Origin of the sequence: Paenibacillus sp. MMS20-IR301 (genome assembly GCF_032302195.1) — a bacterium.
Taxonomy (GTDB): domain Bacteria; phylum Bacillota; class Bacilli; order Paenibacillales; family Paenibacillaceae; genus Paenibacillus_AQ.
In genome coordinates this window covers 6,116,378-6,140,929 of sequence record NZ_CP135275.1, presented here as the reverse complement: position 1 = coordinate 6,140,929, position 24,552 = coordinate 6,116,378, and the positions used below count along the sequence as shown (strand labels likewise).

Sequence of the window (24,552 nt, the reverse complement as noted above, 5' to 3'; positions counted from 1 at the left end):
CTTTCTTCCATTTAAAAAAGAGGGGCAGCTCCCTTGACTTCCGTCTGCCCCTCTTCTCCTCACTGCAGCTTAGGCTCCGCCGCAGCGGTCTTCAGCATTAGTTGTTCCAGCCGGACTGAATCTGCTCCAGTGCCTGATCCAGTGTTGCTGTTCCGCTCACATAGTCGGTCATGCCTTTCCAGAACGTACCTGCACCCACTTTACCGGGCATCAGGTCAGAGCCGTCGAACCGCAGGGTTGAAGCATCCTGCACCAGCTGAGCCATCCGGCGGTCGGATTCCGACTGGTACCAGTCGAGGGACGCATCGTTCATTGGCGCTACTACACCGCCGGACTGCACCCAGGTCTTGATGGATTCACCGGTAGTGAAGAATTCCATAACCGCACGTACTTCAGGGCGGTCATTGAACATAGCATAAATATCGCCGGCTACAAGTACAGGCTTGCCGTACTGCTCATCGATTGGCGGCAGGTAGAACCAGTCATAGTCTACGTCTACCTTGGCAGTCTCAGGGAAGAAGCTGGTAATGAAGTTCCCCATCAGGTTGAACCAGGCTTTAGGAGGGTTCTCGAACATTGGCTTCGGAGCATCACCGAATGCAGTAGTTACAATGGATTTAGCTCCGCCGTATACATAATCTTTGTTCATCCAGATCTTGGACATTACGTCTACTGCATTCTTCACTTCAGGAGAAGTGAACGGCAGCTCTCCGCTTACCCACTTGTCATAGTTCTCAGGAGTAGTCGTGCGCAGCATGATGTTCTCTACCCAGTCTGTAGCTGCCCAGCCGGTAGCCGCGCCGCTCTCAATGCCGATCGCCCAGGCCGGATCGCCGTCCTTGGCAATTTGCTCGGTCAGTGCCATCATTTCATCCCAAGTCTGCGGAATTGTATAGCCTGCTTCATCGAATTGCTTCTTCGGATACCATACGAGACTCTTCACATTACTGCGGTTCCAGATCCCGGCCATAATCTTGCCGTCCTTGCCGTCCATAGTGGACATATCCAGCCAGCTTTTATTGTAGTTAGCAGCCAGCTTTGCCTGATCCAGCACACCGGTCAGGTCAACCACCTTACCGGTCTTGGCGATGGAGGCCAGCAGGCCCGGCTGCGGGAAGTCCGCAATATCCGGCGCGTTGCCGCCGTCGACACGGATATTAATGGTAGCTTCGAATTCCTTTGAACCTTCATATTGGATATCAATGCCGGTCTTCTCTTCGAATTCCTTGATGCTGCTCTCAAATTTCACCTGGTCGGCATCCACAAACGGCCCGAACATGGTAACCTTGGTGCCTTTATATTCACCTTTCATCGCTAAATCCAGAGGGCTGCCGGCAGCGGTATCCGTATTTGTCGATTCCTGGTTGTTATCAGCCGCTGGTGCTTCTGTTGCAGCCGGTGCCTCTGTAGCTGCAGGCGCATTCGTCGGAGCCGCATTATTGTTATTTCCGCCGCATCCGCTGAGCAGCATGGTGAAGGATAGACACAGCACCATAGCGAGTGACAGTTTTCGTCCCGGAGCTTTCTTCATTGTTTCATACATCCCCTTTAATTGTTTTTAGAGATTGCATCAGGTCAGCTTAACTTCTCTTAATTTCATGTGCCGGAACCAGCTTGTGGTCGGACCACCTCCTTGTAAAGCTTTTCAAAATACGGGGAAGCATCCTGCTGAGAATATAGTTATTACTGAATACAAGATTTTAATATAGCGCTTACATTTCCATAATATCACAACGTGTATGCGTTTCCAATACTGGAATCACTACTTTTTAGCGGATTTTAACCATTTCGTACGGCAATTGTGAAAAGCTTTTCAAATTGAACCGAAAAATCGCTCTGCCCGCCAGATCAGGCAGCAGCAGTTCAATCCAGCCGGGAACCCGCCTTATTTCTCACGCGAAGATTCCCTTACAATCAGCTTATGCTCCATTTTCTCTTTCATGACAGCGACTGTTCCGGTCGTCAATAATTCATGCAGCTTCTCAGCCGCCCGGTAACCGAGCTGATAGATCGGCTGTGCAATTGTCGTCAGCTTGGGAATGAACATGCCCGACATCCGCAGATTGTCGAAGCCGATCACTGACACCTGGCCCGGCACCATGATATTGCGGTCCTTCAGGTAAGAGATCGTTCCCATCGCGAACTCATCGGCGACACAGAATACAGCAGTTAGCTCCGGATACTCACTGAACAGCTCGTGCGAAGCCTGATACGCCTGTTCAAAGCGGTGGTTGGCATACTTGATCTTTACCACATTGCGCTCCAGTCCGGATTCCGTCAAAGCTCTGACAAATCCGGCAGCACGCGGCGGTCCGGACACTGAATTATCATGATTGAAGCCGATCATTCCGATCTCCCTGTGCCCCAGCTCAATCAGGAATTTCACTGCATCATACGCCGCCTTCTCATCATCGACCTCCACCGAAGGAACCTCAAACTCATCGGAGTGGGAAGAGACCAGCACAAACGGAATTCTGCAGTCTACCAGCTTCTCATAATACTCAGGATACAGCACATCACTGGCGAATACGATGCCATCCACCTGCTTCTCATGGAGGGTATCCATATAAGACAGCGTCCGTTCCTTAACACGGTCCGTATTACAGATCATCAGACTGTAGCCCAGCTTAATGCAGGCATCCTGCACACCGCGGATCATTCCGGCGAAATACAGGTTCTCAATATCCGGGATAAGCAGGCCCAGGGTGAATGATTTCTTGTAAATCAAACCGCGTGCAAATGCATTCGGCTGGTACTTCAGGGCATCTATCGCTTCAATGACCCGGCTGCGTTTGCTCTCTACTACAGTTTCCGGCGCATTCATTACACGGGATACCGTACTGATGGATACTCCGGCCATCTTGGCAACATCTCTGATCGTTGGCTTCATATGACTGACTTCCTTTTTGTAAAAGATAAGTGTTCCATGCTTCGCGCCATAAACAATCCTTATCTTTCTTGCTGAACCGGATTTTTGTGAGCAATATGCAGTAATGCCGCTTGGCCAACATGCACATTTTCTTAGAGCAGCGTAGCTTTTTTCATTTAGAAAAGCTTTTCAAAGCGATTATAGCAAGGCTTCCGTAAATTGGCAAGAACTTTGTTATGCGCTTACATCGGGCTGTTTCAACGCCATTTCTGCAGGTATATTAACGGTCTGCCGGTCTCGCCTGCCCATAAGCTGCTCAGCAAATGAAAACCTTATCAGCCTTAAGCAACCGCAAGAATTCTATTGTATCATCACCTGCCGCTTACTTAAAGTGTGTAAATAATATTATTTCATGTTATACTTGGCGGGTAAATCAATAAATGGCAGCGAATACTGCTTACTAATACTGAAGCAACTACTATGGGAGGGATTACTGTGAAGTCATTGCATGATATTCCATTCTCCGTGCTGGATCTGGCCCCGATCCGTGAGGGCGGAACCGCAGCGGAATCATTTCATAATACCCTTGATCTCGCGCGTCATGCCGAGGCCTGGGGATACCACCGCTACTGGCTGGCGGAGCATCATAATATGCCCGGCATTGCCAGCTCAGCTACCTCTCTGGTCATCGGACATGTAGCCGCTGGTACCTCTACAATCCGTGTAGGCTCGGGAGGCATCATGCTCTCCAATCATGCCCCGCTCGTTATAGCCGAGCAATTCGGTACGCTGGAGTCCCTGTTCCCCGGGCGTATTGATCTGGGCCTGGGCCGGGCTCCCGGCTCCGACCAGGCTGCAGCGCGTGCGCTGCGCCGCGGGCTTGGCAGCGACGGCAGCGAATTCCCGGAGCAGCTAAGCGAGCTCCGGGCTTACTTTGACCCTGATGGGGCCGGCAGCCGGCCGGGCGGTGTGCGCGCCGTTCCCGGTGAGGGACTGAGCATACCTATCTGGCTGCTGGGCTCCAGCGGCTTCAGTGCCCAGCTGGCAGGCCAGCTCGGCTTGCCGTTCGCTTTTGCCAGCCACTTCGCCCCGGACTATCTGCTGCCGGCCCTGCATCTGTACCGCAGCAGCTTCCGGCCTTCCGCCGTGCTCGATAAACCCCATGTAATGGTAGGTCTGGGCATTACGGCGGCGGATACGGCGCAGGAGGCTCGGAGACTCGCAACCTCGCAGCAGCAGCAGTTCCTGAACATCATCCGCGGCCGCACCGGCAAGCTCCAGCCTCCGGTCGATAGCCTGGACGGGATCTGGACCTCGCAGGAGAAGGCGCTTCTGCTGGGCAAGCAGCAGTATTCTATTGCCGGAGACCCTGCTCTGATCAAGGAGCGGCTCCTGCAGATTCAAGAAGAAACAGCTGCCGATGAATGGATTATCGCTTCACAGATTTATGACCATTCAGCACGCTTGTATTCATATCAGCTGATAGCTGAACTCCTGAAGAATTCATAAGCTTCACTCCATAGCCCGGCCCTTTGTATTACGGAGTAATCCGCAACTACAGAGGGCCGGGCTTTTGCAGGATAAGAATTTATATATTTGGGGGTCCCCGCAAAGTACCTGAGTTCACTTCAAAGCCAAAGCCTCACTTTGTGGGGGTATTGTGCGGGATTATTATCGAAGCCACGCCCCGCTTTACACGGTTATTTTGCACAGCTGTTCTTTATAAAAAACTTATTTTATTCAATATTAGAAGAAATAATCAGATAACAGAAGCATTGAGAAGATAAAAACCATTTCTTTACTCTAAACGGTATATTTTATCGCTTAATAATCCATTTTTCTGTTTTTGTTTATCTTTAATTTTGATTATACTGTAATTATTCGTTATAACGAACATTGAAGTTTCTAATTCCATATGTCCGTTCTGTCGAATACTATCGCCTGATTTCGTAGTGGTTCCTCCAAAAACCACTTCATTCGACAAGACATTGCAGATTGGACAGGAATCAGGTGGAAAAATGGCCGAAAACGGCGGAAAAAGGCGGGGAAAATACAGTTGGCAGGAAGCAGATCATGCGCTGAAAGGTGAGGCAGCACTAACGGTAGAGCAAGTGCCAGAGTGACTTTCCAGATGAAAGGAGCGGGGAAAGTGAAAAAGAGCTATCACGTGTTCTTAATCGGCACTTATATTCTGATCATTCTGGCAGGTATCGTTTGGCATGCCGGCGGGGTAAGTGCTGAAGACACGATTAAGCTGACGGTTAATTCCCATACAACGAGTGCCGCCACCATGAATAATATGCAGCCGGGAGATACGATGGATTCAGCTTATACGGTGATTAATGACGGAAATGAGCCGTTTAATTATTCAGTGAACTTTAAATTCCTCTCAGGGGATGTAGAACTGTACAATATTCTACAAATGACCCTGCAAAAAGAGGGAGTAACCATCTATTCTGGAGTCATGAGCAAGGCTGAAGGCCAGGTGGTGATCGGCTCACTTGAGGGAAATGCCAAGGAAGCCATACAAATGGATGTCCTGTTCCCGCCGGAGGCGGGCAATGAGTTTCAGGGTAAGCAGGTGAGTGTGGCCTTCGAATTCTCGGCATCGGCCAAACCGGGTCCTACAGCCGAGCCTACGGCTGAGCCAACCGCTACCGTAACCCCTGAACCAACGGCGACACCGGCCGCTACCGCTACGCCTGAAATTACAAATGCACCAAGCAGTGCACCGACTGCAACTAATGCACCTACAGACCCGCCGGCTGGCAGCCCGGCACCTGGCACTACACCAACACCAGCACCAGCGCCTACACCGGCAGCAACACCAACTGCAACACCTGATGCTGTTACAGTAAGTGAAGCGCCGATCCCGCTGGGCGGGGGTGACGACGGCGGAAATAACGGTCCTGCCGCTACAGCCGCTGCCGGAACGGATGCAGCCGGAAGCACAGCGGCGCCTGGTACGGATAATGAAGTAACACTGCCTGATGACGAACTGCCGCTCGCCGGACCGGATGGAGACAGCGCACTGCCGGATACAGCAGAGCCCTGGTACAATCTGATCCTGGCCAGCTTAGCTGTAGCCATCCTCAGTGTCATCGCACTGCGCAAGCTGGGCTCGAAGAAATAACATTTCATCTATGGCTGGGGGAGAGAGTATGAAGAGGCATTCCGGTATTGCTATGGCCGTGAAGCTGATCTTCATACTCTCTTTGTGTGTCATGCTGTATTCCGCTGTCCAGATCTTCAAAGCCCCGGCTGAAGCCCGCGAGGCGCTGAATACATGGGAGAAAAAGAGGGAGGAAGCTGTCTCCGCCTCCCTCCCTCCGGCAGCAGTGGATGAAATGCCCTTGCCGGAGGGCATGCTGGCAGACGCAGCCGGCGCGGTAAGCGCCGGCTCCTCCTATACGAAGGGAGAGGTGCTGGGCGAGATTTATATCCCGAAGCTGGATAAGCGTGTGGCTGTTCTGGAGGGTACCGGAAAAGCGGAGCTGAAGAAGGGGGCCGGACATGATCTATCCAGCGCCGCAGTAGGAGCCGCCGGCAACAGTGTACTGGCAGGTCACCGGGATACGGTATTCCGGGGCCTCGGGGAGCTTGAGGAGCAGGATATAATTGAAGTGGAGACTGCTGACGGGAAGTTCATCTACGAAGTCACAGGGAGTACGATTGTAGACGGGGAAGCACGGGGAGCGATTAAGCCAAGCAGCGAGCCGGTTCTTACCCTGATCACCTGCTATCCGTTCTCCTATGTGGGTTCAGCGCCGGACCGCTACCTGCTCTCAGCCAGGCTGATCTCAAGCGAGCCGCTGGAATTTGAGCCGTAACCGGGCATTTCCTTCTTCAGAAGCCCGCCCGGGGATGAGACCTTGCGCGGATCGTGATACTATAGACATACGAAGCTGAAGAGGAGATGACCTGAATTGAAAGAAGAGCTGATTAAACGTTTCATTGCCTATGCCGAGATGGATACCCAATCGGATGAGGACAGCAGCACCTGCCCGTCCACTCCCGGCCAGATGGTACTTGCGCATAAGCTGGTGGAGGAACTTACGGAGATCGGGCTTACGGAGGTTACAGTGGACGAGCATGGTTATGTCATGGCTTCGCTGCCGGCCAATACGGAAAAGGAAGTTCCGGTCATCGGATTCCTGGCGCATCTGGACACCGCAACGGATTTCACCGGTGCAAATGTGAAGCCGCAGGTTGTACGGAATTATGACGGGAATGACCTGGTGCTGAATTCGGCGCAGAACATCGTCCTCACAACCAAGAGTTTTCCGGAGCTGACCCACTATAAAGGGCATACCCTAATTACAACGGACGGCACCACCCTGCTGGGGGCGGACAACAAGGCAGGGATCGCCGAGATTATCACGGCGATGGTCTACTTGCTTGCACATCCGGAGATTGAGCACGGCAAGATCAGGGTTGCTTTTACTCCCGATGAAGAGATCGGCCGCGGTCCGCATAAGTTTGATGTTGCTGCATTCGGCGCTTCCTATGCCTATACGGTAGACGGCGGCCCGCTCGGTGAGCTGGAATATGAGAGCTTCAATGCTGCCGCTGCCAAAATCAGCTTCCACGGAGTCAATGTGCATCCCGGTACCGCCAAGGGCAAGATGATTCATTCCTCCAAAATCGCCATGGCCTTCCATTTGCGGCTGCCAGCCGGCGAAGCGCCTGAATTCACCGACGGCTACGACGGCTTCTACCATTTGATCTCTATGCAGGGCAACGCTGAGCACAGCAAGCTGCATTACATCATCCGTGACTTCGACCGCGGGAACTTCGAGCACCGTAAATCCAATATTGCTGCTATCGTGGAGGAATTCAAGTCAACTTACGGAGCGGATAATATCGTGCTGGAAATGAATGACCAGTATTATAATATGCGCGAAAAAATCGAGCCGGTGCACCAGATTGTCGATATCGCCCAGGAGGCCATGGAGAATCTCGGCATTACGCCGGTCATCCGGCCCATCCGCGGGGGAACTGACGGTTCACAGCTGTCCTATATGGGGCTGCCTACACCAAATATCTTTACCGGCGGCGAGAACTTCCACGGCAAATTTGAATACGCCTCAGCGGATGATATGCTCAAGGCTGTCCAGGTCATTGTGGAAATCGCCCGCTTATCCGCAGTGAGAGCCTAGTCTCTCCCCGCATAACAGCACAAATATCCCCGGATGGAGCGTTCTGCCGCTCATTCGGGGATATTTGCGGTGCCGGAACTGCTCCGGACGGCTGTATCCTCAAGCTGCAGGGCAGTCTCACTCTGTGCCCGCCCCTCGCGGTAGCCTTCCCCCCAGACCTTAATACTAAGCAATGCAGGCTCCAGCCCCCGGCCCCAGGCCGTCAAGGAATATTCTACCCTCTGCGGCACCTGTGGAAATACCTCCCGGCGAACCAGACCGTCACGCTCCAGCTCCCTCAGCTGCATAGACAGCATACGCTGCGTTATTCCCGGACACAGTCTGCGGATTTCATTGAACCGCTTGGTGCCGCTGATCAGCTGATACAGCAGGACTCCCTTCCATTTGCCGCTGATGATCTCGACCGTCCGCTGAAACGAACGAAATTCCTCCTGCTGCCTGTTCTCTTCTGCATCTCCGGGACTTCCGGTTCTCCCCTGTACATTCATCTCTGTAGGCTCCTCATTTATGATGTCCCCTTAAATAATACGATTGTATCATATATACATTTGCCCGTTTATGCCAATATGGCAAAAAACCTCCGGCTGCAGCCAGAGGTTGGGGAATTCATCCGTCAGAAATCAAATTTTGTTCACATCCAGGTCACATTCAGCCGTTTCACGGCTTGAGCGGCAGCCAGCCCGGAGTGTGAATGAGCGCGTTCCAGAGCGGGTCCGGAATTACAAGCTCTGCCTGAGCTGATGTGTCAAGCCGGGTCTCAATGTCGTCCGCGCGGCCTTCAGCAACCTTCTGAACCCAGTCCGGGTCTATTAGGAGCGGACGGCCCAGAGCGACCAGGCTGATACCGCTGCCCAGTGCCTTAAGGGCATCTGCTGCGGTATACAGCGAGCCGACTCCGATGACCGGAACCTTACCGCTTACGCGGTCCACAAGCTGCTCGATCCGCGGACGGCTGTCCTCAGTGCCGCGGCGGGGCAGTGACCACAGCTCCATTAGGGAGACATGCAGGTAATCAAGCCCCTCTTCTGTCAGCGCATCCACCAGAGTGAAGGTCTCAGCCATAGTGATCCCCGGCGTTTCGGGTTCCTCAGGCGAGAAGCGGTAGCCTACAAGGAACGGCCCCTTCGCATACTGCTTCACAGCTTCCTTAACCGTGCGCAGCACGGCAAGCGGGAAGGACAGGCGTTTCTGAACATCCCCGCCCCAGCGGTCTTCACGGAGGTTCGAATGCGGAGAGAAAAACTGCTGCAGCAAATAGCCGTTCGCACCGTGAATCTCCACACCGTCGAAACCGGCTTCAATAGCCCGCCGCGTCGCTTCTCCGAAGTCAGCGATAATTGCCGTTATCTCCTCATCCGTCAAGGCGCGCGGAACCTGGCCCTGTCCGCCGCCCTGAAGTTCAGAGGGTACAGCGCTGGCGCTGACCGTCTGACCGTCCGGCAGCTGCGCGGGAGGGCATTGCCGTCCGCCATGGAAAATCTGCAGAACCGCCTTGGCCCCCTGGCCCTTAATGGCTTCGGCCAGCTCACGCAGGCCCGGAATCAGGCCGTCATGGTCCGCACCGAACTCACCCGGGAAGCCTTTGCCGCCGCGTGATACATATACGCAGGCGGTAATAACCATCCCGGCACCTTGGGAACGGCGGATGTAATAATCAATTTCAGGACGGGAGACGCTTCCGTCCTCATGTGAGGAGAAATTGGTCATCGGCGCCATGACTACACGGTTCTTCAGCTCGGTGCCGCCAGTGAACCGGAACGTCTCCAGCAGCGGACTATATTCTGTATTCAGCATGATTACTAATCCCTCCATTATCTCCATATCTATATCGCTATCAGTGTACTGCTTCAATTAAGACAAAACAAATTCCGTTCTGAGCCTGCGGGCATTATTGGCCGCAAGGCGGTTCATCCTTCCAGATGACATTCTCGCCGTAGTTCTTCCCCCAGTCATACATCATCCGCAGGACCGGCATCAGGGTATGTCCGTATTCCGTCAGGGAATATTCTACTCGCGGCGGAACCTCCGCGTACACCTGCCTGAATACCAGCTGATCCTCCTCCAGCTCACGCAGCTGATTGGTCAGCATCTTCTGGGTAATATGCGGAATCAGCTTCTTCAGCTCACTGAAGCGCTTGGTTCCTTCCAGCCCCAGATGCCACAGTATAATCAGCTTCCACTTGCCGCCGATGACGGCGAGCGTAAGCTCCTTCTCGCAATTAATTTCCTTCAGATTAATACGGTCCTTGATCTCAGTTGCCATTATAGCGGCCCCCTTCCAGTTCTAATCATACTACAACACACCCGGAAACCGCATATTCAGGGTGAATCGGCTAACCTGGCCTCTAATCTGCGTATCCGTTTCAGCAAGAAAGCGGACGCTCTCCTGTGAAGGAAAGCATCCGCTGCTGTTTAATGTTAGATTATGACCAGACTATAGGCTGCAGTCTATTCAAGATTAGCATGTTTGCCGAACATCTGGCTGCCTGTCTGTCCGGTCAGCTCCATGATCCGCAGAATTACTGCATCATAGAACAGCAGGAGCGTCTGCTCGAACAGGGAGGCCATAGGCTGAATCGTAGTATAGGCTCCGCCGCTTTGCTCCTTCGGCGCTCCCGGCAGCTTCACTGTATAATCCGCGAGCCGTCCGAGTGCCGAGTCTGCTGCAGTAGTTACAAGCACTACAGACGCACCGGTCGCCTTAGCCTTCTCAGCCATAGCTACCAGCCCTCTGGTCTCGCCGGAGCCGGAGCCGAGCACAAGGACATCGCCGGGACCAATGCCTGGTGTGGACGTCTCCCCGACGACATAAGCACTCTGCCCGGCATGCATCAGACGCATGGCGAATGCCCGGCCCATCAGGCCGGAACGGCCGGCCCCGGCGACGAAGATCTGGCCGGAGCGCAGCAGCAGCTCCGCCAGGGCCTCCCCTTCAGCAGCGTTCAGCCCCGACACGGAAGCCTGCAGCTCCTTCACAATTACTTCTGCATAGCGCTGGGTATCCATAACGGCTTAGGCCTGGCTGACCAGACGCTTCATTTCCGCAGCAGCCGCCTTCGGATCAGCTTCGCCGGTAATACCGCCGCCTACAATAACCAGGTCAGGCTGCGCAGCAATAACCTCCGGCAGCGTGCTCAGCTTAATACCGCCGGCAATGGCAGTCTTGGCTCCGGTAACCACGCTTTTTATCGAACGGAGATCATCGAAGGAGTTCTTGCCCTCTGCCTGATGGTCATAACCGGAATGCACACAGATATAATCCACGCCCAGCGCATCCACTTCCGCAGCTCTGGCTTTGATATCCTTCACGTTGATCAGGTCAACCAGGACTTCTCTGCCAGTCTTCTTTGCTTCTTCGATGGCCCCTTTAATCGTGGAGTCATCAGACACACCCAGCACTGTGATAATATCGGCTCCGGCTTCAGCCGCCTTCATGACTTCATAGCCGCCGGCATCCATAATTTTGAGATCGGCCAGAACGGACAGTGCCGGGAAGGCGTCCTTGATCGCTTTTACCGCATGCAGGCCTTCGTTGATAACAATCGGTGTTCCAATTTCTACGATATCTATAAATTCGGCTACTTCCGCAACAATGGCCTTGGCTCCCGGAATATCCACCAGATCGAGTGCTAGCTGTAATTTCATAAGTTTAGAATCTCCTCGCCGTTAATATATTTTAGTAAGTGATGTGCTTAGTTTAGGGGTGTACCGGCGATTTGGGAAGTAGGCACTTTATTGTGATGTAGTTACCTGGAGGATACTATTGTACGGATAGCAGACTGCCCGGATTAGTCCTTTGAAAAATAGCATTGGTTTTTTTACGGTATTTTCATAAATCTGCTGCTTTTTTGCAAAAGCTATGCTACCATACATTAGATTTAGAAATTCACAGGCAACAATAACTATAAGAAGGTGTACTATGGAAGCAAGCAAACCCAGGGAGTTCAATCTGATCAAGCTCACCTGGCCTATATTTCTTGAGCTGTTCCTCTTTATGCTCATGGGCAGCGTGGATACATTCATGATCAGTACAGTATCTGATGACGCAGTCTCTGGTGTAGGGGCCGCCAATCAGATTATAACCATAGCCATTCTCGTACTAAGCGTAATCGGCAACGGCGCAGCCATTGTCGTCTCACAGTATCTGGGCTCCAGGCAGCCCAAAGAAGCCGCCCGGGTGACCGGTAATGCTGTGACCCTGAATCTGGCAGTCGGCATTATTCTCAGTGCCATTCTCCTGCTGTTCGGAGGCAGCCTGCTGACCGCACTGAACGTAACCGGCGATATTCTTGTTTATGCCAAATCATATATGCATATTGTCGGCGGCGGAATCTTCCTTCAGGCGCTGCTGAATGCGCTGGCCACAACCATCCGGACCCACGGCTTCACGAAACAGACGATGGCGGTGTCCCTGCTGATGAACATCATTCATGTCGGGGGCAATTATCTGCTGATCTACGGACATTTCGGACTGCCGGCACTCGGCGTGGAAGGCGCAGCCATTTCCACCGTTGCCAGCCGCCTGATCTGCCTGATCCTGTTCTTTTTCCTGCTCTACCGGATTATGGAGGTACGGGTTAAATGGACTTACTACATTCATCTCTCCAAAAAATATGTGCTGCAAATTCTCAAAATCGGCATTCCGTCCGCGTTTGAATCAGTGATCTACCAGTGCTGCCAGCTGATCTTCACCTTATACATCACCTATCTGGGCGCTGAAGCTATGGCTACCCGCCAGTACGCGCTGAATATCTCCAGCTACATTTTCCTGTTCAGCGTTGCTGTCTCGATGGGAACCTCAATTATTGTGGGCCATCTCGTCGGGGCAAGACGACCGCAGGAAGCTTATACGCGGGTGTTCTCCAGTGTGAAATGGGCACTCCTCGTCACGGTAATCATTGATGCTGTAGTTATTCTATTCCGCGTGCCGCTGATGGGCATGTTCACGGATAATGAAACGATTGTTATGCTGGGCGCTCAGGTGATTCTGCTCAGCTTCTTCCTGGAGACCGGACGCACCTGCAATCTGGTAATTATCAACTCGCTGCGTGCTTCGGGCGACGCCAAGTTCCCGGTCTATATGGGACTGATATCCATGGTGTGCCTGAGCCTGCCGCTCGGCTACTTCCTCGTATTCACACTCGACCTCGGCCTCGCCGGAGTATGGCTGGCTACCGCCTTCGACGAATGGCTGCGGGCGGTCATTATGTACTTCCGCTGGAAGAGCAGAGCCTGGGAGAAGCACGGCCTGATCCAGCATACAGACACGGAGCCTGCAGTTACTGCACCGGCACCCGCGCACTAAACAGACAGCAGGCTGTCATCAATATAACCTGAAGGGATGATTTCCTTATGACAGCAAATCCGCACAAAGACCGGGAAGCGGCACATTTCGATTCTCTGGCTAAAGAGTGGAGCAACAGTGATGCAGAGATTGCCCTGGCCGCCACAGTGGCCGGACTGGCCGGTATCCGCGAAGGACAGAGCCTGCTGGATGTGGCCTCAGGCACCGGCGTTATCCCGGCTGCCCTGCGCAGCCTGAACATCTGCCTCGGCCGTTATCTTGCGCTGGATATCTCACCGGCTATGCTGGAGGCGCTCCGCAGCAGCTTCCCGGAGGCCGGGACTGTCTGCGCCGATTTCGAAGAGCCGTTCGCCGGCGGAGCCCCCTTTGATTATGTACTCATCTATAACAGCATCCCGCACTTCACCAATCTGGAGATGCTGTTCGCCAATGCGCAGCAGAACCTGCAGACCGGCGGCCTCTTCCTGATCGCCCACTCGCGGACACGCCAGGGGCTGCGGGAGCATCATGCACGGATCGGGCACAAGAGCACCCGTGAACCGATTCCGCAGGATGGGGAGCTGGCTGCTCTGGCTGCCAAATATCATTTCGGACAGGCCGAGTACCGGGATGAAGACTTGTTCTGTTTCTCTTGCCGCAAGCTGTAAATGCACAAAAGGTGCTGCCCCGCCCATGGCCCGGCGGAACAGTACCTTATAATTTCACTTCCCGTTTGTACGCGCTGCAGGCTTCAAGTACCCTTGGCTACCGCTTCCTTATGCCTGGCCGCGAACTGCTCCGGCGTAACGGCCTTGCCGAACAATGCCTGAATCATATCAAGATGGATCTGAGCGGCATTCGGTTTCATCTGCACATCAGCGAACAAAGTGATATTGCTGGCGTTATTGAGCTCATTCAGCAGATCGACATACAGCTGCGGCAGCTCCTCGTTCGAGGTATCCACTTTGGTAGCCGGAATCACTCCAGCACTCGTTACCGAAACCCCGCCCCACTTCGCAACGAAGTATTCGACAAAAGCTTTAGCTTCCTCCTTCACCCGCGAAGACTCCGCCACGAACAATCCGACGCCTGGACCGCCGACCCAGCTGTCAATATCGCCCCGGCCGCCGTCTACAGTCGGGAATTTGAAGAATCCGACCTGATCCTTGAACACCTGCGGAATATCAGGATTGGTTGTGAAATTCGGCAGCTCCCAGGTTCCCGTCAGATACATCGCCGCTTTTCCGTTCATGAATTCCGATTTGCCTTCGTCATTGGATAATCCGTTGAAGCCCTTATTGAAGGCGTCCATATCTACCAGGGTCTGCACTTCAGCCGCAGCCCGGATCAGGCCGGCTTCATCGAATGAGCCCTTTACTGTCGCTTCCTTCAGGACAGCATTGCCGGCGATCCGGTCCGCAAGATACATATACCACAGCGAGCCTGTCCAGCGGTCTTTGTTGCCTAAGGCAACCGGTGCAACCCCGTTGTACTCCAGTATCCGTATCACCTGCTTGAGCTCCTCATAGGTCTCCGGCACTCTAAGGCTGTATTTGGCGAAAATATCCTTGTTGTAGTAGATTGGGGAGATATTCAGCTCAATCGGCAGGGCATAGGTTTTATCGTCCACCTTATAGGCTTCCGTAGTGCCTGTTACGAACTTATCCTTAAGCTGTGCGCCGGCCAGAATGTCATCCAGCGGTGCGAATAACCCGCCTTTCACATAAGGCTCCATGAAGCCTGCCGCCCAGGTAATCCCCACATCCGGCAGGTCATTGGAGGCGGAAAGTACCTTCAGCTTGTTTTTATACTGTTCGTTCTCCAGCACTTCCTGCTTGACTGTAATATTCGGATGCTCCTGCTCGTATTCCTTAATAATCTGGCTTACCAGCTTATTCTGCTGTGCCGAGAGTCCGGCCGGCCAGACGTGCATCATATGAATTGTTATCTTCTTCACCGCTGCATCGGTGGCACCTGCGATTCCTTGTTCGTCCCTTGTCCAGCCGCAGCCGGCCAGCAGCAGCGCCAATATGCAAGTCAGGGCCAGAACTTTGGTTAGAGTTGTCCTCGGCATTGCGATAACCTCCCATTTCACATTACGCGGCCCGTTGTAATCGCTATCATTCAAATTCTAGCATCGCATCCGGAGGTTTATAAGAGCACACTTATTGGCTAAAATTCCACATTTATTGGATTTCCGGCGATCCGCCCTTCATCTGGTGGCGGTAACGGCTGGGGCTTATATTCTCCAGCGACTTAAATACTTTGATGAAATATTTATCCGTGCGGTAGCCCACGCGTTCCCCTATTTCCCCTATAGACAGCGGTGTCTGCAGCAGCAGCTCCTTGGCCCGCTGAATGCGCAGCCTTGACAGGTATTCACTGAAGGATACACCGGCCTGCTCCTTGAACAGCACACTGAAATAGCTGGCATTCAGATGAATCCGCCCTGCCACCTCTGCCATTGTCAGCTGCTCATGCAAATGCTGCTCCACGAAGGCCATCGCCTCCCGGACCGGCTGCCCGATTCCCGCCTGATCCGGATCGATCTCCAGCAGCTTGTGATCCACCAGCTTCTCCAGCTTCACATGCCGCTGCCGCTCTTCCTCCCGTTTCAGCGCATCCTCCACCACGGACAGAAGCTCGGATTTATCCAGCGGCTTAAGCAGATAATTGACCGCCCCAAGCCGCATAGCCTGCTGCACATAATCGAATTCGGCATAGCCCGAAATGACGATAATGACTGGCTTCCAGGCGGCTTCATTCAGTGAACGGATCAGATCCAGTCCGCTTACCTCAGGCATCCGCACATCGGTAATCAGCAGGTGAACCCTTTCCTGCTGCAGCCGCTCGCGCGCCTCAACCCCGTTGTCACAGGTCTCTACGGCATACTTGCCGGCCGCCCATATGTCCAGGGTCTGCTTGATGCCCTGCCGCGTCCTCGGTTCATCATCCACCACCAGTATTGTCCGGTTATTCAGGCTCATACGTGTATCCTCCATTACTCGGAATTTCAAATATAATAACAGTTCCTTCCCCCGGCCTGCTCTCAATAATCAGGCCGTCCGTCGCCATCCCGTCTTCCCCGTAGTACAGCTTCAGCCGCCGCTGGACATTTACCAGGCCGACTCCGGTACCCTTCGCAGAGATCGGCGGCCCGCCTTCCAGCGTACTGTACAGCGCCCGCAGTGTAACCTCATCCATACCGGGCCCGTTATCAGCTACCTGTACCCGGGTCCAGTCCGTACGCTCAGACGGCGTAATAATGATCTCTACACTGCCGCTGCCGACGCGGCTCTCCACGCCGTGAAGAATAGCATTCTCCACAATCGGCTGAATGAGCAGCTTGGGCACCGGAACCGCCGCTTCCTGCGGATCAAGCCGGATATTCCAGGACAGGCGGTCGCCCATCCGCATCTCCATAATTTTCAGATACCGCCTGATCTGTTCAACCTCTTCCGCCAGTGTAACCCACTCGTCCTTATTATTGGGACTGCCAATAATATAGCGGAACAGCCGTGACATTACGACGACTAATCCGGCAAGCTCCTCTTCGCCTTTTTCCTCCAGCGACCAGTTGAAGGCCTCCAGTGTATTGAACAGGAAATGCGGGTTAATCTGGGCCTGCAGTGCCTTCAGCTCGGTCCGGCTCTGAAGAACCTCCTTCTCATAGACGACCCGGATCAAATCATTCATATTGGCTACCATCCCGTTATAGGTATAATTCAGCTCCCGCAGCTCCATGGTGGATACTTTCTGTGAATTGGGCGTTAGTACACCCAGACGGGATTTGCGCATCGCCCGGATCAGATGAATGATCGGTCTCGTAATCATCGTCGAGAGCAGGAAGGACATGACCAGGAACAGCAGCGTCCCCAGGCCGCCTGACAGCAGCAGCACAGTCCGCAGCACGGATAGCCCCTTCGTGACATAACTGACCGGCGTCAGCACCAGCAGCGTCCAGCTGGTCTTCTCCGAGCGCAGCTTAACCTGCACATACTCTTTGTCCCGGTAGGTTACCGTCTGGTCCGTACTCTCCAGCAGCGGCAGCAGGTCAGCCTGCGGCGATTCACTGCTGCCCAGCAGATGGCCTTCATCATTGACCAGCAGGATGGATTCTCCGCCGTCACTGCCGGAGAGCGGGTCATCCAGCTGGAAGTAGCTCCGCTGGACCCGGGCAATCAGATATCCGCCCCGGGAGAACCAGCGGTCCATCAGGCTGACCTGGCGGATGGCCAGCAGGCTCTGGTTATCATTCGGATCGGCACCGATCCAGACCAGCCGGCCCTTCTGCGTATTTGCCTCACTGATGTACGGCTCATTGATCCGGGTTCCCAGGCTGCCATCCTTAATCGGGAACAATAGCCGGTAGTCGGCTGTGTACAGCTCAAGCGAGCCTACGCTAGGCATATAAGCCTGATAGCTGGAGATAATCTGCAGCAGCGACTGGCGCTGATTGAAGGACACCTCACCGCCGTTCAGCTCCTCCAGCAGCAGCTGCTGTACGGTTGGATGATTCGCCACCTGCTCCATCAGGCTGTCGATCTGGTCGATCAGCGCATCCAGCCGGCCGTTCGCCTGCACCGCCGTCTGCTGGATATGCCGCTCAGAATTATTTTTCAGCAGCACCGAGACCCGGTCATACACAAATGCTCCCGAAACAGAAATAATAATCAGCATTACAAGCAGAAATCCGAAAAATATTTGATTGCGCAGTGTATTGAGCTCCTTAACTCTGCTGAACATCCGCAATTCCTTCTTTCCTTGGCAGCGTTTCCAAGCTTTATTCTCCAAAAGTCCGAAGCTTTGTCAAGATAAATCATTTCCCCGCCCGCAGGACAAATAGCCCTCAAGCAGATTTCCTTAGTCAAGGATCTGTTCAAGGGCATTCACAGAAGGGGTCAGATCAGCGAAGGGGAACTGTAGGAGCGGGTCTTATTATAACTTTAGTTGGACAAACGTATCTTAATGGGGCGGGTTTAGAGCGTTCACGGAAATTAAGTGGAGAAACGTCATTTAATTCTGTGTATTTCTTCAATATCGGCTGCTAAGGCTCGGATTAAGTGCCATTTTTCCACCTAATGTTTGTGATGGGCTGTTCCGTTCATGAGCAAGTGTAGAAAATCCAACTAATTCCCGGCGCCGAACATGCCGATCCCGCGTGTTATAAAATAACACCCCACAAAGTGTGCCTTTGGCTTCGAGGCGAACTCAGGTACTTTGCGGGGACCCCGAAACATAATAAAAAAACCGCCCCCGACATAGTCGGAGACGGCTTTAATGACAAATATTACAGTTTTACAACGTTCTCAGCCTGTGGACCGCGAGCGCCTTGAGTTACGTTGAACTCAACGCGTTGGCCTTCGTCCAAAGTCTTGAAGCCTTCGCCAGTGATTGCGGAGAAGTGTACGAATACGTCGCTTCCGCCTTCAACTTCGATGAAACCGAAACCTTTGTCTGCGTTGAACCATTTTACTGTACCTGTTTGCATGATATTACCTCCAAAATATATTTAACACATGTACTTTTATTGCTGCGTATTGTACGAACAAATAAAAATTCACACATTGGAAAAGGTTCATATGCACAAATGATAACCTTTTCCAATATGTGAATTGAGGGTTAAATTTATGATTAGCTTCATTGTAGCACATAATCCGGCAAAAGCAAAGATATTTAAAAATAAAAATATTAAACAGGTGCACGGCCTCTGCAATTATCCGCGCACCCGGCCTCCGGCAAAGGCCTAGTCGATATATCCGGCTAACCCTTTGTCCATCAAATAATCCATCTCCGCATCGAGGATGGTCTCAACAGTCAGCTCGTCCAGCTTCACATCACGCTGCGCAGTCACATAGTCAACCAGATCGTCATTATCAATATCAACCTCGCCCTTGGCATTCGCCTTGGCTTTGTTGATGAAGGTCTGTTCATGCTTCAGCACGAGACGGATCAGCGCCGGAGCCACCTTCGTCTTGGCGGATAGCACTTCGACCAGTTCCTGTTCATTCACTTCATTGCTCATCTACGTTATTCAGCTCCTTGGCATTTGTGCACAATGATTGTACCACAAGTCCCTTCCGGACGTATGGCCTCATCTCCACCAGGAGAGAACAGGGAATTGTGCCGAACCGGCAGCTACCGGCTCCCCGATTCTCGGAGTAGCCAGCCTGACTCCCCTGGCCGCAGCGGCTGCCGAGACCCGTTCGACCGGGTCAGTCCAGTCATGCATCGACAAGGTGAATGCACCCCAGTGAATCGGAATCAGCAGCTCCCCCCGTACGTCCAGATGCGCCGCCACGGTCTGTTCCGGCAGCATATGAATATCGGCCCAGCGCGGATCATACTGGCCGCATTCCATCAGCGTCAGATCGAAGGGGCCATACTTGCGGCCAATCTCTGCGAAGTGCCGCCCGTAGCCGCTGTCCCCGCTGAAGAATACCTTAGATTGCTTCCCCTTGATAACCCAGGAGCACCACAGCGTCGCGTTGCGGTCCAGCAGGCTGCGGCCGGAGAAATGCCGTGCCGGGGCACTGGTGAAGGTTATCCCTGCATAGGTCAGCTCATCCCCCCAGTCACATTCGCGGATTCTGTCCTTGCTTACACCCCAGCGGCGCAAATGGGCGCCAACGCCAAGCGGAACAATGAACAGCCCCGTCTTATCCTTCAGCTTGCGGATGGTACCGTAGTCGAGATGATCATAATGATCATGCGAGAGAACAACGGCATCGATCTCCGGAAGCCCGGCAGCCGTAATCGGCAGCTCTATGCTGTACCGGCGGCCGCCGATGAACGGAAACGGAGACGGGGCATTGCCCAGCATCGGATCAAGAAAGATCTTGGCTCCATCCATCTCCAGCAGCACCGCCGAATGGCCGAACCAGGTGACCCTTGTCCCTGAAGCCTGCCCGATCGCCGAGCGCTCTACAGGCAGCGGCTCAAGCGGTTCAGCCGGCCTTGACCGGGGATTGCCTTTGATGAAGTCCTTGAGAATGGAGATTCCCCCGCCTCCTCCGGCCTGCTCACTGCCGCTTCCGCTGCTGATTACAGCAGTCTCCGGATAGGCAAATTTGCCGTGGCTGTATTGAAGCGAGCGGCTGTTCACAGACTTCTCCAGCTTCCCGGCTCTTTGCCCAAATGCCGGGTAGAGGATCATGACGAGATAAGCCGCTGCCGCAAGCAATACCAGCAGCATAATAATCATAACGATAACCATACGAAAGCCTTCTTTCCTCCAGCTCTTACTTCACTCTGCGGCTGAGCCTGCGGGTCACAATCACAATCAGCAGCACGGATACAGCGATAATGATGGCGTTGAAGACGCGCTCGCTCTGAAACCAGTCTTCGGCCGGCGGTTCTGCTGCTTGGGAAGCTATGCTCCGCTCCGTGCCAAGCGCAGCCGTAATCAGCTGTCCCCCGCCGATCTGGTCTTTAAAATTTATAATATCATATTGAGGAGCTGTTGCCAGCGCATTGCCGTAGACCAGCAAATACGGCTCCTGCTCCCCGCCGGCAAATATAAGCCGGTCAACCTTATAGTCAGCCTCCAGACCCGTAACTGCAATAGGGGCATCATCCAGATTATAAATAATGATCCGCAGCTCAGCAGCTGAGGAGGCCTCAGCCAGCCGGATCTCCGTCTCGGAAATCAGCGTATTCTTGAAATCCAGCCGGTACAGCTTCCCGCTTCCCTCTACCTGCATTCTTATGCCGTTATGATCATAGAGCTCATAACGCCGGGAGAAATTCCCGGTGCTCTCCAGCATAAGCCTCGTTATTCTCAGCCTGTCGGTGTTGCTGATAACAATTTCGGTACGGTTCTCTGCCTGATCCAGCTGATACTGCAGAGTCTTGCGCCGCATGAATTCTTCGGTCCTCAGTTCGCGGCTGCTGTCGATCAGGGTCAATGCCGGGAAATCAAGCTTCTCCGGATTACTCTTCACAATCAGCCGGTAGTAGCTGAATTTATAGCTGCCGTCCAGGCCGATGCTGTCACCGGTTATGCCGTTCGTAGTATAGAGGTCACCCTTGGACAGCATCTCCCATGCCTTGCCGTCATATCCGCCCCACACCTCCACATGCTTCAGAAAAGCCTCGTCCGGCAGTTCGAACACCAGCCGGTTCCCTTGAATATCCGTATGCTCGGCAAGCGGTGCAATCCGGTAGTCCAGCACAGTATCCGCCCCTTTGTCCGCCCGGTGAACCAGGGTGGACAGGTAGGATACCGCATGCTCCTCCGCTGTCTGCTCTCCGCTCTCCAGATAATACGGAACCGGCGTTCCCCCGCGGCTGAGAATACGCAAATCGCGCAGATCCTCCGCCGCTGAGCGGTACACCCCTTCATCCAGATACAGCTTATAGTACGGGGATGCCTGTGGAGCCGTGATCTCCCGCGAGAACGCCCATTCTCCGCCGCCGGGCTGAACCGCCGTACCCGCCGCAGCTGCATCCTGCACAAGGTACCCTGAAGCCGGTACAGCTGCCAGCATTCCGCAGAGTCCGGCAAGCAGCACAGCAGCCTTGGCTGCCCGGCTAATCTTTATCCGCCGCTGCATAGGTCTCCTCCATTCTGGCCGATACCCGCTGGTACAAGTAGGAAATGCCCAGCAGGCATAAGCCGAAGCTGAAGTAAGCAATAATCTTGCTGCCGGTATTCAGCAGGCTCAGATCGTACAGCAGCAGCTTGCCGGTCGCAAGCAGCGACAGCCCCAGTCCGAACCGCCGGATATACACATAACGCTTGCGGAAGCCGTACATAATGTACAGCACGGCCAGCAGCAGGTAGATCAGACTGAAGACGATCCCGCCATCCCCGAGCTTCAGCTGTACACCAAGGAAGGCTGTAACCAGCGCCAGCAGATAGATACCCATGACCACCGGATACAGCTCTATGTTCTTGTAATCGCGGAGCAGTACCGTCTGCAGCAGCCGCCCCCCGCTGAACCAGACGAACAGATTGAAGAGGATAAGCAGGCCAAGCACGGCAATATCAGCAGCTGTACTATCCGATAAGCCGGACTCCAGACTGGGGATACCGAAGGTGATGCCAATACAGAGAAGATAGGTAATACCGTACATCAGCATGACCATACTCCCAACCACCGGATCATACAGCGCCTTAATCTTCGGCAGTCCAAAGGCAACACCCGCCGTGAGCACAGCTACCAGCAAGAGCCGGTAGAAGGAATCGTGTGCCCCGCCGTCCGGGACCCACCTGCCGTAGAGCATCAAGGCTTCATAAATAACATACACATAGAAATTCAACACAGCCGCATATTTAAACCAGACTGCAGCCTTCACCTCTACAAGCGAGGAGCGGAGCAGGACTTCCTTACGGGAGTGGCGGATAGCGTAGAATACCGCAGCAATAATCATTCCTGCAGTAATAAAGGTATACTTCAGGTCAAAAAACGGGCTGCTGTAGCTGACCAGGAGATTAAGCGAAGAGATCTTAAGCATGCCGTCAATACCGAAAAATGTGGCCAGACAGAGCGCCAGAATTCCCCACCCTGCCCGTTCGAGTGCCTTGAAGCGGTACAGATGGCCGCAAAGCGTGAGCGCCAGCGCCTCTACCAGCCAGCCCATAGACCACCAGACCGTCTCCAGCTGGAACGGAACCATCAGGATGGCAAAGGTCAGGGAGGTGACGTAGAAGAGCACCCTGCTCTCCTGCTCCTGCGGCATCAGCTTCTCCAGCAGAACACCCAGTCCCAGATACAGCAGGCAGAATACGAGCGCCAGTGCACCCTTATACTCATTCAGCCCGGCATTCAGGAAAATAATATAGAGCGTAGCACAGCTGATCACTGTATTGCAGCCCAGCAGGCAAAGATCGAGCCAGGCCAGCTTCATGCGGAACTTGAACGGATACCAGAGCGTAATGCCCAGATACATCGTAAATGTTAATACGGCGAAGAGCATACTGACAGAAGTGCTCTCTGACAGGGAAATCAGCAGCAGCATTGAAGGTACGTTGAACAGGAAGCTGATATAGCTGACCACAACCCAGCGCTTACGCAGGGAGATCAGCAGAATCAGCAGATTCAGCACAAACAGATAACCCATGGCTGCGTATACCGCACTGCCTTCCAGCCCGAATGCCCCTATATAAGAGAACAGCGGCAGATAACCGCCGACGAGACCCATCGAGCAGATGGTCCGCGACTCGTACCGCAGCGACAACAGTACAGCCGTCAGGGTGACCAGCACCGACAGGCCGATTCCCGCCCATAACCCGATGATATGCAGCAAGAAATAACTGTAAAATACCGAGCCGTAGAGCACAGAGACCCCGCCTCCGATCAGCCCCAGGGCAAAGGTTCCCCGGCCTTTGCGGAACAGCCATTCCCCGCCGCCCAGCATAAGTGCGCCCAGCAGGAAAAATGCGCTGCCTTTCATATAATCATTGAACCAGGTGGAATAGGTGTACCTGAACCCCGCACCCACCGCCAGAATCAGCAGCAGAATCCCCAGCCGGTTAATCCAGTTCAGCCCGATCTTCATTTCAATCACATTCTGCTTGCGGCGGCGCAGCAGCGTTTCCTCACTAACCCCTTCTGCGGCAAAAGCATCGAAGCGGCCTTCCACCGCTCCCTTCACGGACTGCTCCGCCTCACGCTGCCACTGTCTGCGCAGCAGAATACTTTCTCTCAGCTTGTTCTGTACGGCCCCGAGCATAGCGTTAATCTGAGCCTGGTCTTCACCCAGCTCGCTGCTGCCCCTTCTGTATAATCCCTCAATCCGCTGCCTGGCCTCCTGCTCGAAGGAGGTGAGCCGGTCCAGATAAGCATTATTCTGCGAAGCAAAATAAGTGTGCAGCTTCTTGCGCGATACCCGCAGAATGCCCAGCTTCTCATCCAGAATCTGCTCGGCAAGCGCAGTCCGCAGCTCTGAATTATTCTCCTGCAGAATCGCAGCCTCAGTTCTAAGCTCCCTTAGAATCCGCCGGTTCTCTTCATTCTCTGTTCTTAGCACTTCGTTCTCGTTAACCAAGTCACTGCTCTCATATTCCACAATTAAAGCCTGGTACTCTTTCAAAAGCCCGTCCTGTTGCTGCTGCACAGCCTTCAGCCGATCTTTGAAATCCTCCATAGCGCCCCCCAGTGCCTGCCCATGGCATAGCGAATTGTTAATATTTCCATTTCCCTACATCTTATCAGGTAATTAGGTATTACGGTAGCGAAGCCTTCGCGCCGCTGCCCTGCAGGCATGTGCAACATTATCAGCTTAAGCAGCGTCAG

The 24,552-nt window shown here is 53.6% G+C and carries 21 protein-coding genes; 6 read left to right on the top strand and 15 right to left on the bottom strand.

Going from position 1 to position 24,552, the window contains the following annotated elements:
• Positions 1-97: 97 nt before the first annotated feature.
• Both LOS79_RS26370 and LOS79_RS26365 read right to left on the bottom strand, forming a co-directional pair.
• Positions 98-1,531 carry an ABC transporter substrate-binding protein gene (locus LOS79_RS26370; protein ID WP_315413560.1) on the bottom strand — a complete coding sequence of 478 codons (1,434 nt, stop codon included), beginning with the start codon at positions 1,529-1,531 and terminating at the stop codon, positions 98-100.
• 354 nt (positions 1,532-1,885) lie between these two features.
• Positions 1,886-2,890 carry a LacI family DNA-binding transcriptional regulator gene (locus LOS79_RS26365; RefSeq protein ID WP_315413559.1) on the bottom strand — a complete coding sequence of 335 codons (1,005 nt, stop codon included), beginning with the start codon at positions 2,888-2,890 and terminating at the stop codon, positions 1,886-1,888.
• Between the two features lie 474 nt (positions 2,891-3,364).
• Between LOS79_RS26365 and LOS79_RS26360 the strand changes: the two genes are divergently transcribed.
• The 4 genes from LOS79_RS26360 (at position 3,365) to pepT (ending at position 8,028) form a co-directional block, all read left to right on the top strand.
• A complete protein-coding gene (locus tag LOS79_RS26360; protein WP_315413558.1) occupies positions 3,365-4,378 on the top strand; it encodes an LLM class flavin-dependent oxidoreductase in 1,014 nt (337 codons plus the stop codon).
• A 640-nt stretch (positions 4,379-5,018) separates the two neighbouring features.
• Positions 5,019-6,002, top strand: a complete 984-nt coding sequence (locus tag LOS79_RS26355; protein WP_315413557.1) for a hypothetical protein — start codon at positions 5,019-5,021, stop codon at positions 6,000-6,002.
• A gap of 28 nt (positions 6,003-6,030) precedes the next feature.
• Complete coding sequence (locus LOS79_RS26350; RefSeq protein WP_315413556.1) at positions 6,031-6,699, top strand: sortase; 669 nt, start codon at positions 6,031-6,033, stop codon at positions 6,697-6,699.
• A 96-nt stretch (positions 6,700-6,795) separates the two neighbouring features.
• Positions 6,796-8,028 (top strand): peptidase T, encoded by a 1,233-nt coding sequence (gene pepT / locus LOS79_RS26345; protein ID WP_315413554.1) that lies wholly within the window; start codon positions 6,796-6,798, stop codon positions 8,026-8,028.
• 50 nt (positions 8,029-8,078) lie between these two features.
• Here pepT and LOS79_RS26340 read toward each other — a convergent pair whose 3' ends face one another.
• The 5 genes from LOS79_RS26340 to hxlA all read right to left on the bottom strand — a co-directional run bounded on the left by LOS79_RS26340 (position 8,079) and on the right by hxlA (position 11,673).
• Positions 8,079-8,516 carry a winged helix-turn-helix transcriptional regulator gene (locus tag LOS79_RS26340; protein ID WP_315413553.1) on the bottom strand — a complete coding sequence of 146 codons (438 nt, stop codon included), beginning with the start codon at positions 8,514-8,516 and terminating at the stop codon, positions 8,079-8,081.
• A gap of 169 nt (positions 8,517-8,685) precedes the next feature.
• Complete coding sequence (locus tag LOS79_RS26335) at positions 8,686-9,822, bottom strand: NADH-dependent flavin oxidoreductase (RefSeq protein WP_315413552.1); 1,137 nt, start codon at positions 9,820-9,822, stop codon at positions 8,686-8,688.
• A 94-nt stretch (positions 9,823-9,916) separates the two neighbouring features.
• Positions 9,917-10,291 (bottom strand): winged helix-turn-helix transcriptional regulator, encoded by a 375-nt coding sequence (locus tag LOS79_RS26330; protein ID WP_315413551.1) that lies wholly within the window; start codon positions 10,289-10,291, stop codon positions 9,917-9,919.
• Between the two features lie 185 nt (positions 10,292-10,476).
• Entirely contained in the window at positions 10,477-11,034 is a 558-nt protein-coding gene (hxlB, locus tag LOS79_RS26325) for a 6-phospho-3-hexuloisomerase (protein WP_315413550.1), read from the bottom strand.
• 6 nt (positions 11,035-11,040) lie between these two features.
• On the bottom strand, positions 11,041-11,673 hold the full coding sequence (gene hxlA / locus LOS79_RS26320) for a 3-hexulose-6-phosphate synthase (RefSeq protein WP_315413549.1): 633 nt from the start codon (positions 11,671-11,673) through the stop codon (positions 11,041-11,043).
• 274 nt (positions 11,674-11,947) lie between these two features.
• Between hxlA and LOS79_RS26315 the strand changes: the two genes are divergently transcribed.
• Both LOS79_RS26315 and LOS79_RS26310 read left to right on the top strand, forming a co-directional pair.
• A complete protein-coding gene (locus LOS79_RS26315) occupies positions 11,948-13,333 on the top strand; it encodes an MATE family efflux transporter (protein WP_315413548.1) in 1,386 nt (461 codons plus the stop codon).
• 47 nt (positions 13,334-13,380) lie between these two features.
• Positions 13,381-13,980: a class I SAM-dependent methyltransferase gene (locus tag LOS79_RS26310; protein WP_315413547.1), complete on the top strand. Its 600-nt coding sequence runs from the start codon at positions 13,381-13,383 to the stop codon at positions 13,978-13,980.
• Between the two features lie 83 nt (positions 13,981-14,063).
• On the opposite strand, the gene LOS79_RS26305 is transcribed toward LOS79_RS26310, so the two are convergent.
• The 8 genes from LOS79_RS26305 to LOS79_RS26270 form a co-directional block, all read right to left on the bottom strand.
• Positions 14,064-15,386 (bottom strand): extracellular solute-binding protein, encoded by a 1,323-nt coding sequence (locus LOS79_RS26305; RefSeq protein WP_315413546.1) that lies wholly within the window; start codon positions 15,384-15,386, stop codon positions 14,064-14,066.
• Positions 15,387-15,498: 112 nt separating this feature from the next.
• Complete coding sequence (locus LOS79_RS26300) at positions 15,499-16,299, bottom strand: response regulator transcription factor (RefSeq protein WP_315413545.1); 801 nt, start codon at positions 16,297-16,299, stop codon at positions 15,499-15,501.
• Complete coding sequence (locus LOS79_RS26295; RefSeq protein WP_315413544.1) at positions 16,286-18,058, bottom strand: sensor histidine kinase; 1,773 nt, start codon at positions 18,056-18,058, stop codon at positions 16,286-16,288. Before LOS79_RS26295 ends, LOS79_RS26300 begins: the two co-directional genes overlap by 14 nt.
• A gap of 544 nt (positions 18,059-18,602) precedes the next feature.
• A complete protein-coding gene (locus LOS79_RS26290) occupies positions 18,603-18,803 on the bottom strand; it encodes a cold-shock protein (protein ID WP_068721443.1) in 201 nt (66 codons plus the stop codon).
• A gap of 255 nt (positions 18,804-19,058) precedes the next feature.
• Positions 19,059-19,337 carry a hypothetical protein gene (locus LOS79_RS26285; RefSeq protein WP_315413543.1) on the bottom strand — a complete coding sequence of 93 codons (279 nt, stop codon included), beginning with the start codon at positions 19,335-19,337 and terminating at the stop codon, positions 19,059-19,061.
• A 69-nt stretch (positions 19,338-19,406) separates the two neighbouring features.
• Positions 19,407-20,528: an MBL fold metallo-hydrolase gene (locus LOS79_RS26280; protein WP_315413542.1), complete on the bottom strand. Its 1,122-nt coding sequence runs from the start codon at positions 20,526-20,528 to the stop codon at positions 19,407-19,409.
• A gap of 25 nt (positions 20,529-20,553) precedes the next feature.
• On the bottom strand, positions 20,554-21,867 hold the full coding sequence (locus LOS79_RS26275; RefSeq protein ID WP_315413541.1) for a DUF3999 family protein: 1,314 nt from the start codon (positions 21,865-21,867) through the stop codon (positions 20,554-20,556).
• The gene (locus LOS79_RS26270; protein ID WP_315413540.1) at positions 21,845-24,403 is read right to left on the bottom strand and encodes a DUF2339 domain-containing protein; all 2,559 of its coding nucleotides are present in this window, start codon (positions 24,401-24,403) and stop codon (positions 21,845-21,847) included. Before LOS79_RS26270 ends, LOS79_RS26275 begins: the two co-directional genes overlap by 23 nt.
• Positions 24,404-24,552 lie beyond the last annotated feature (149 nt).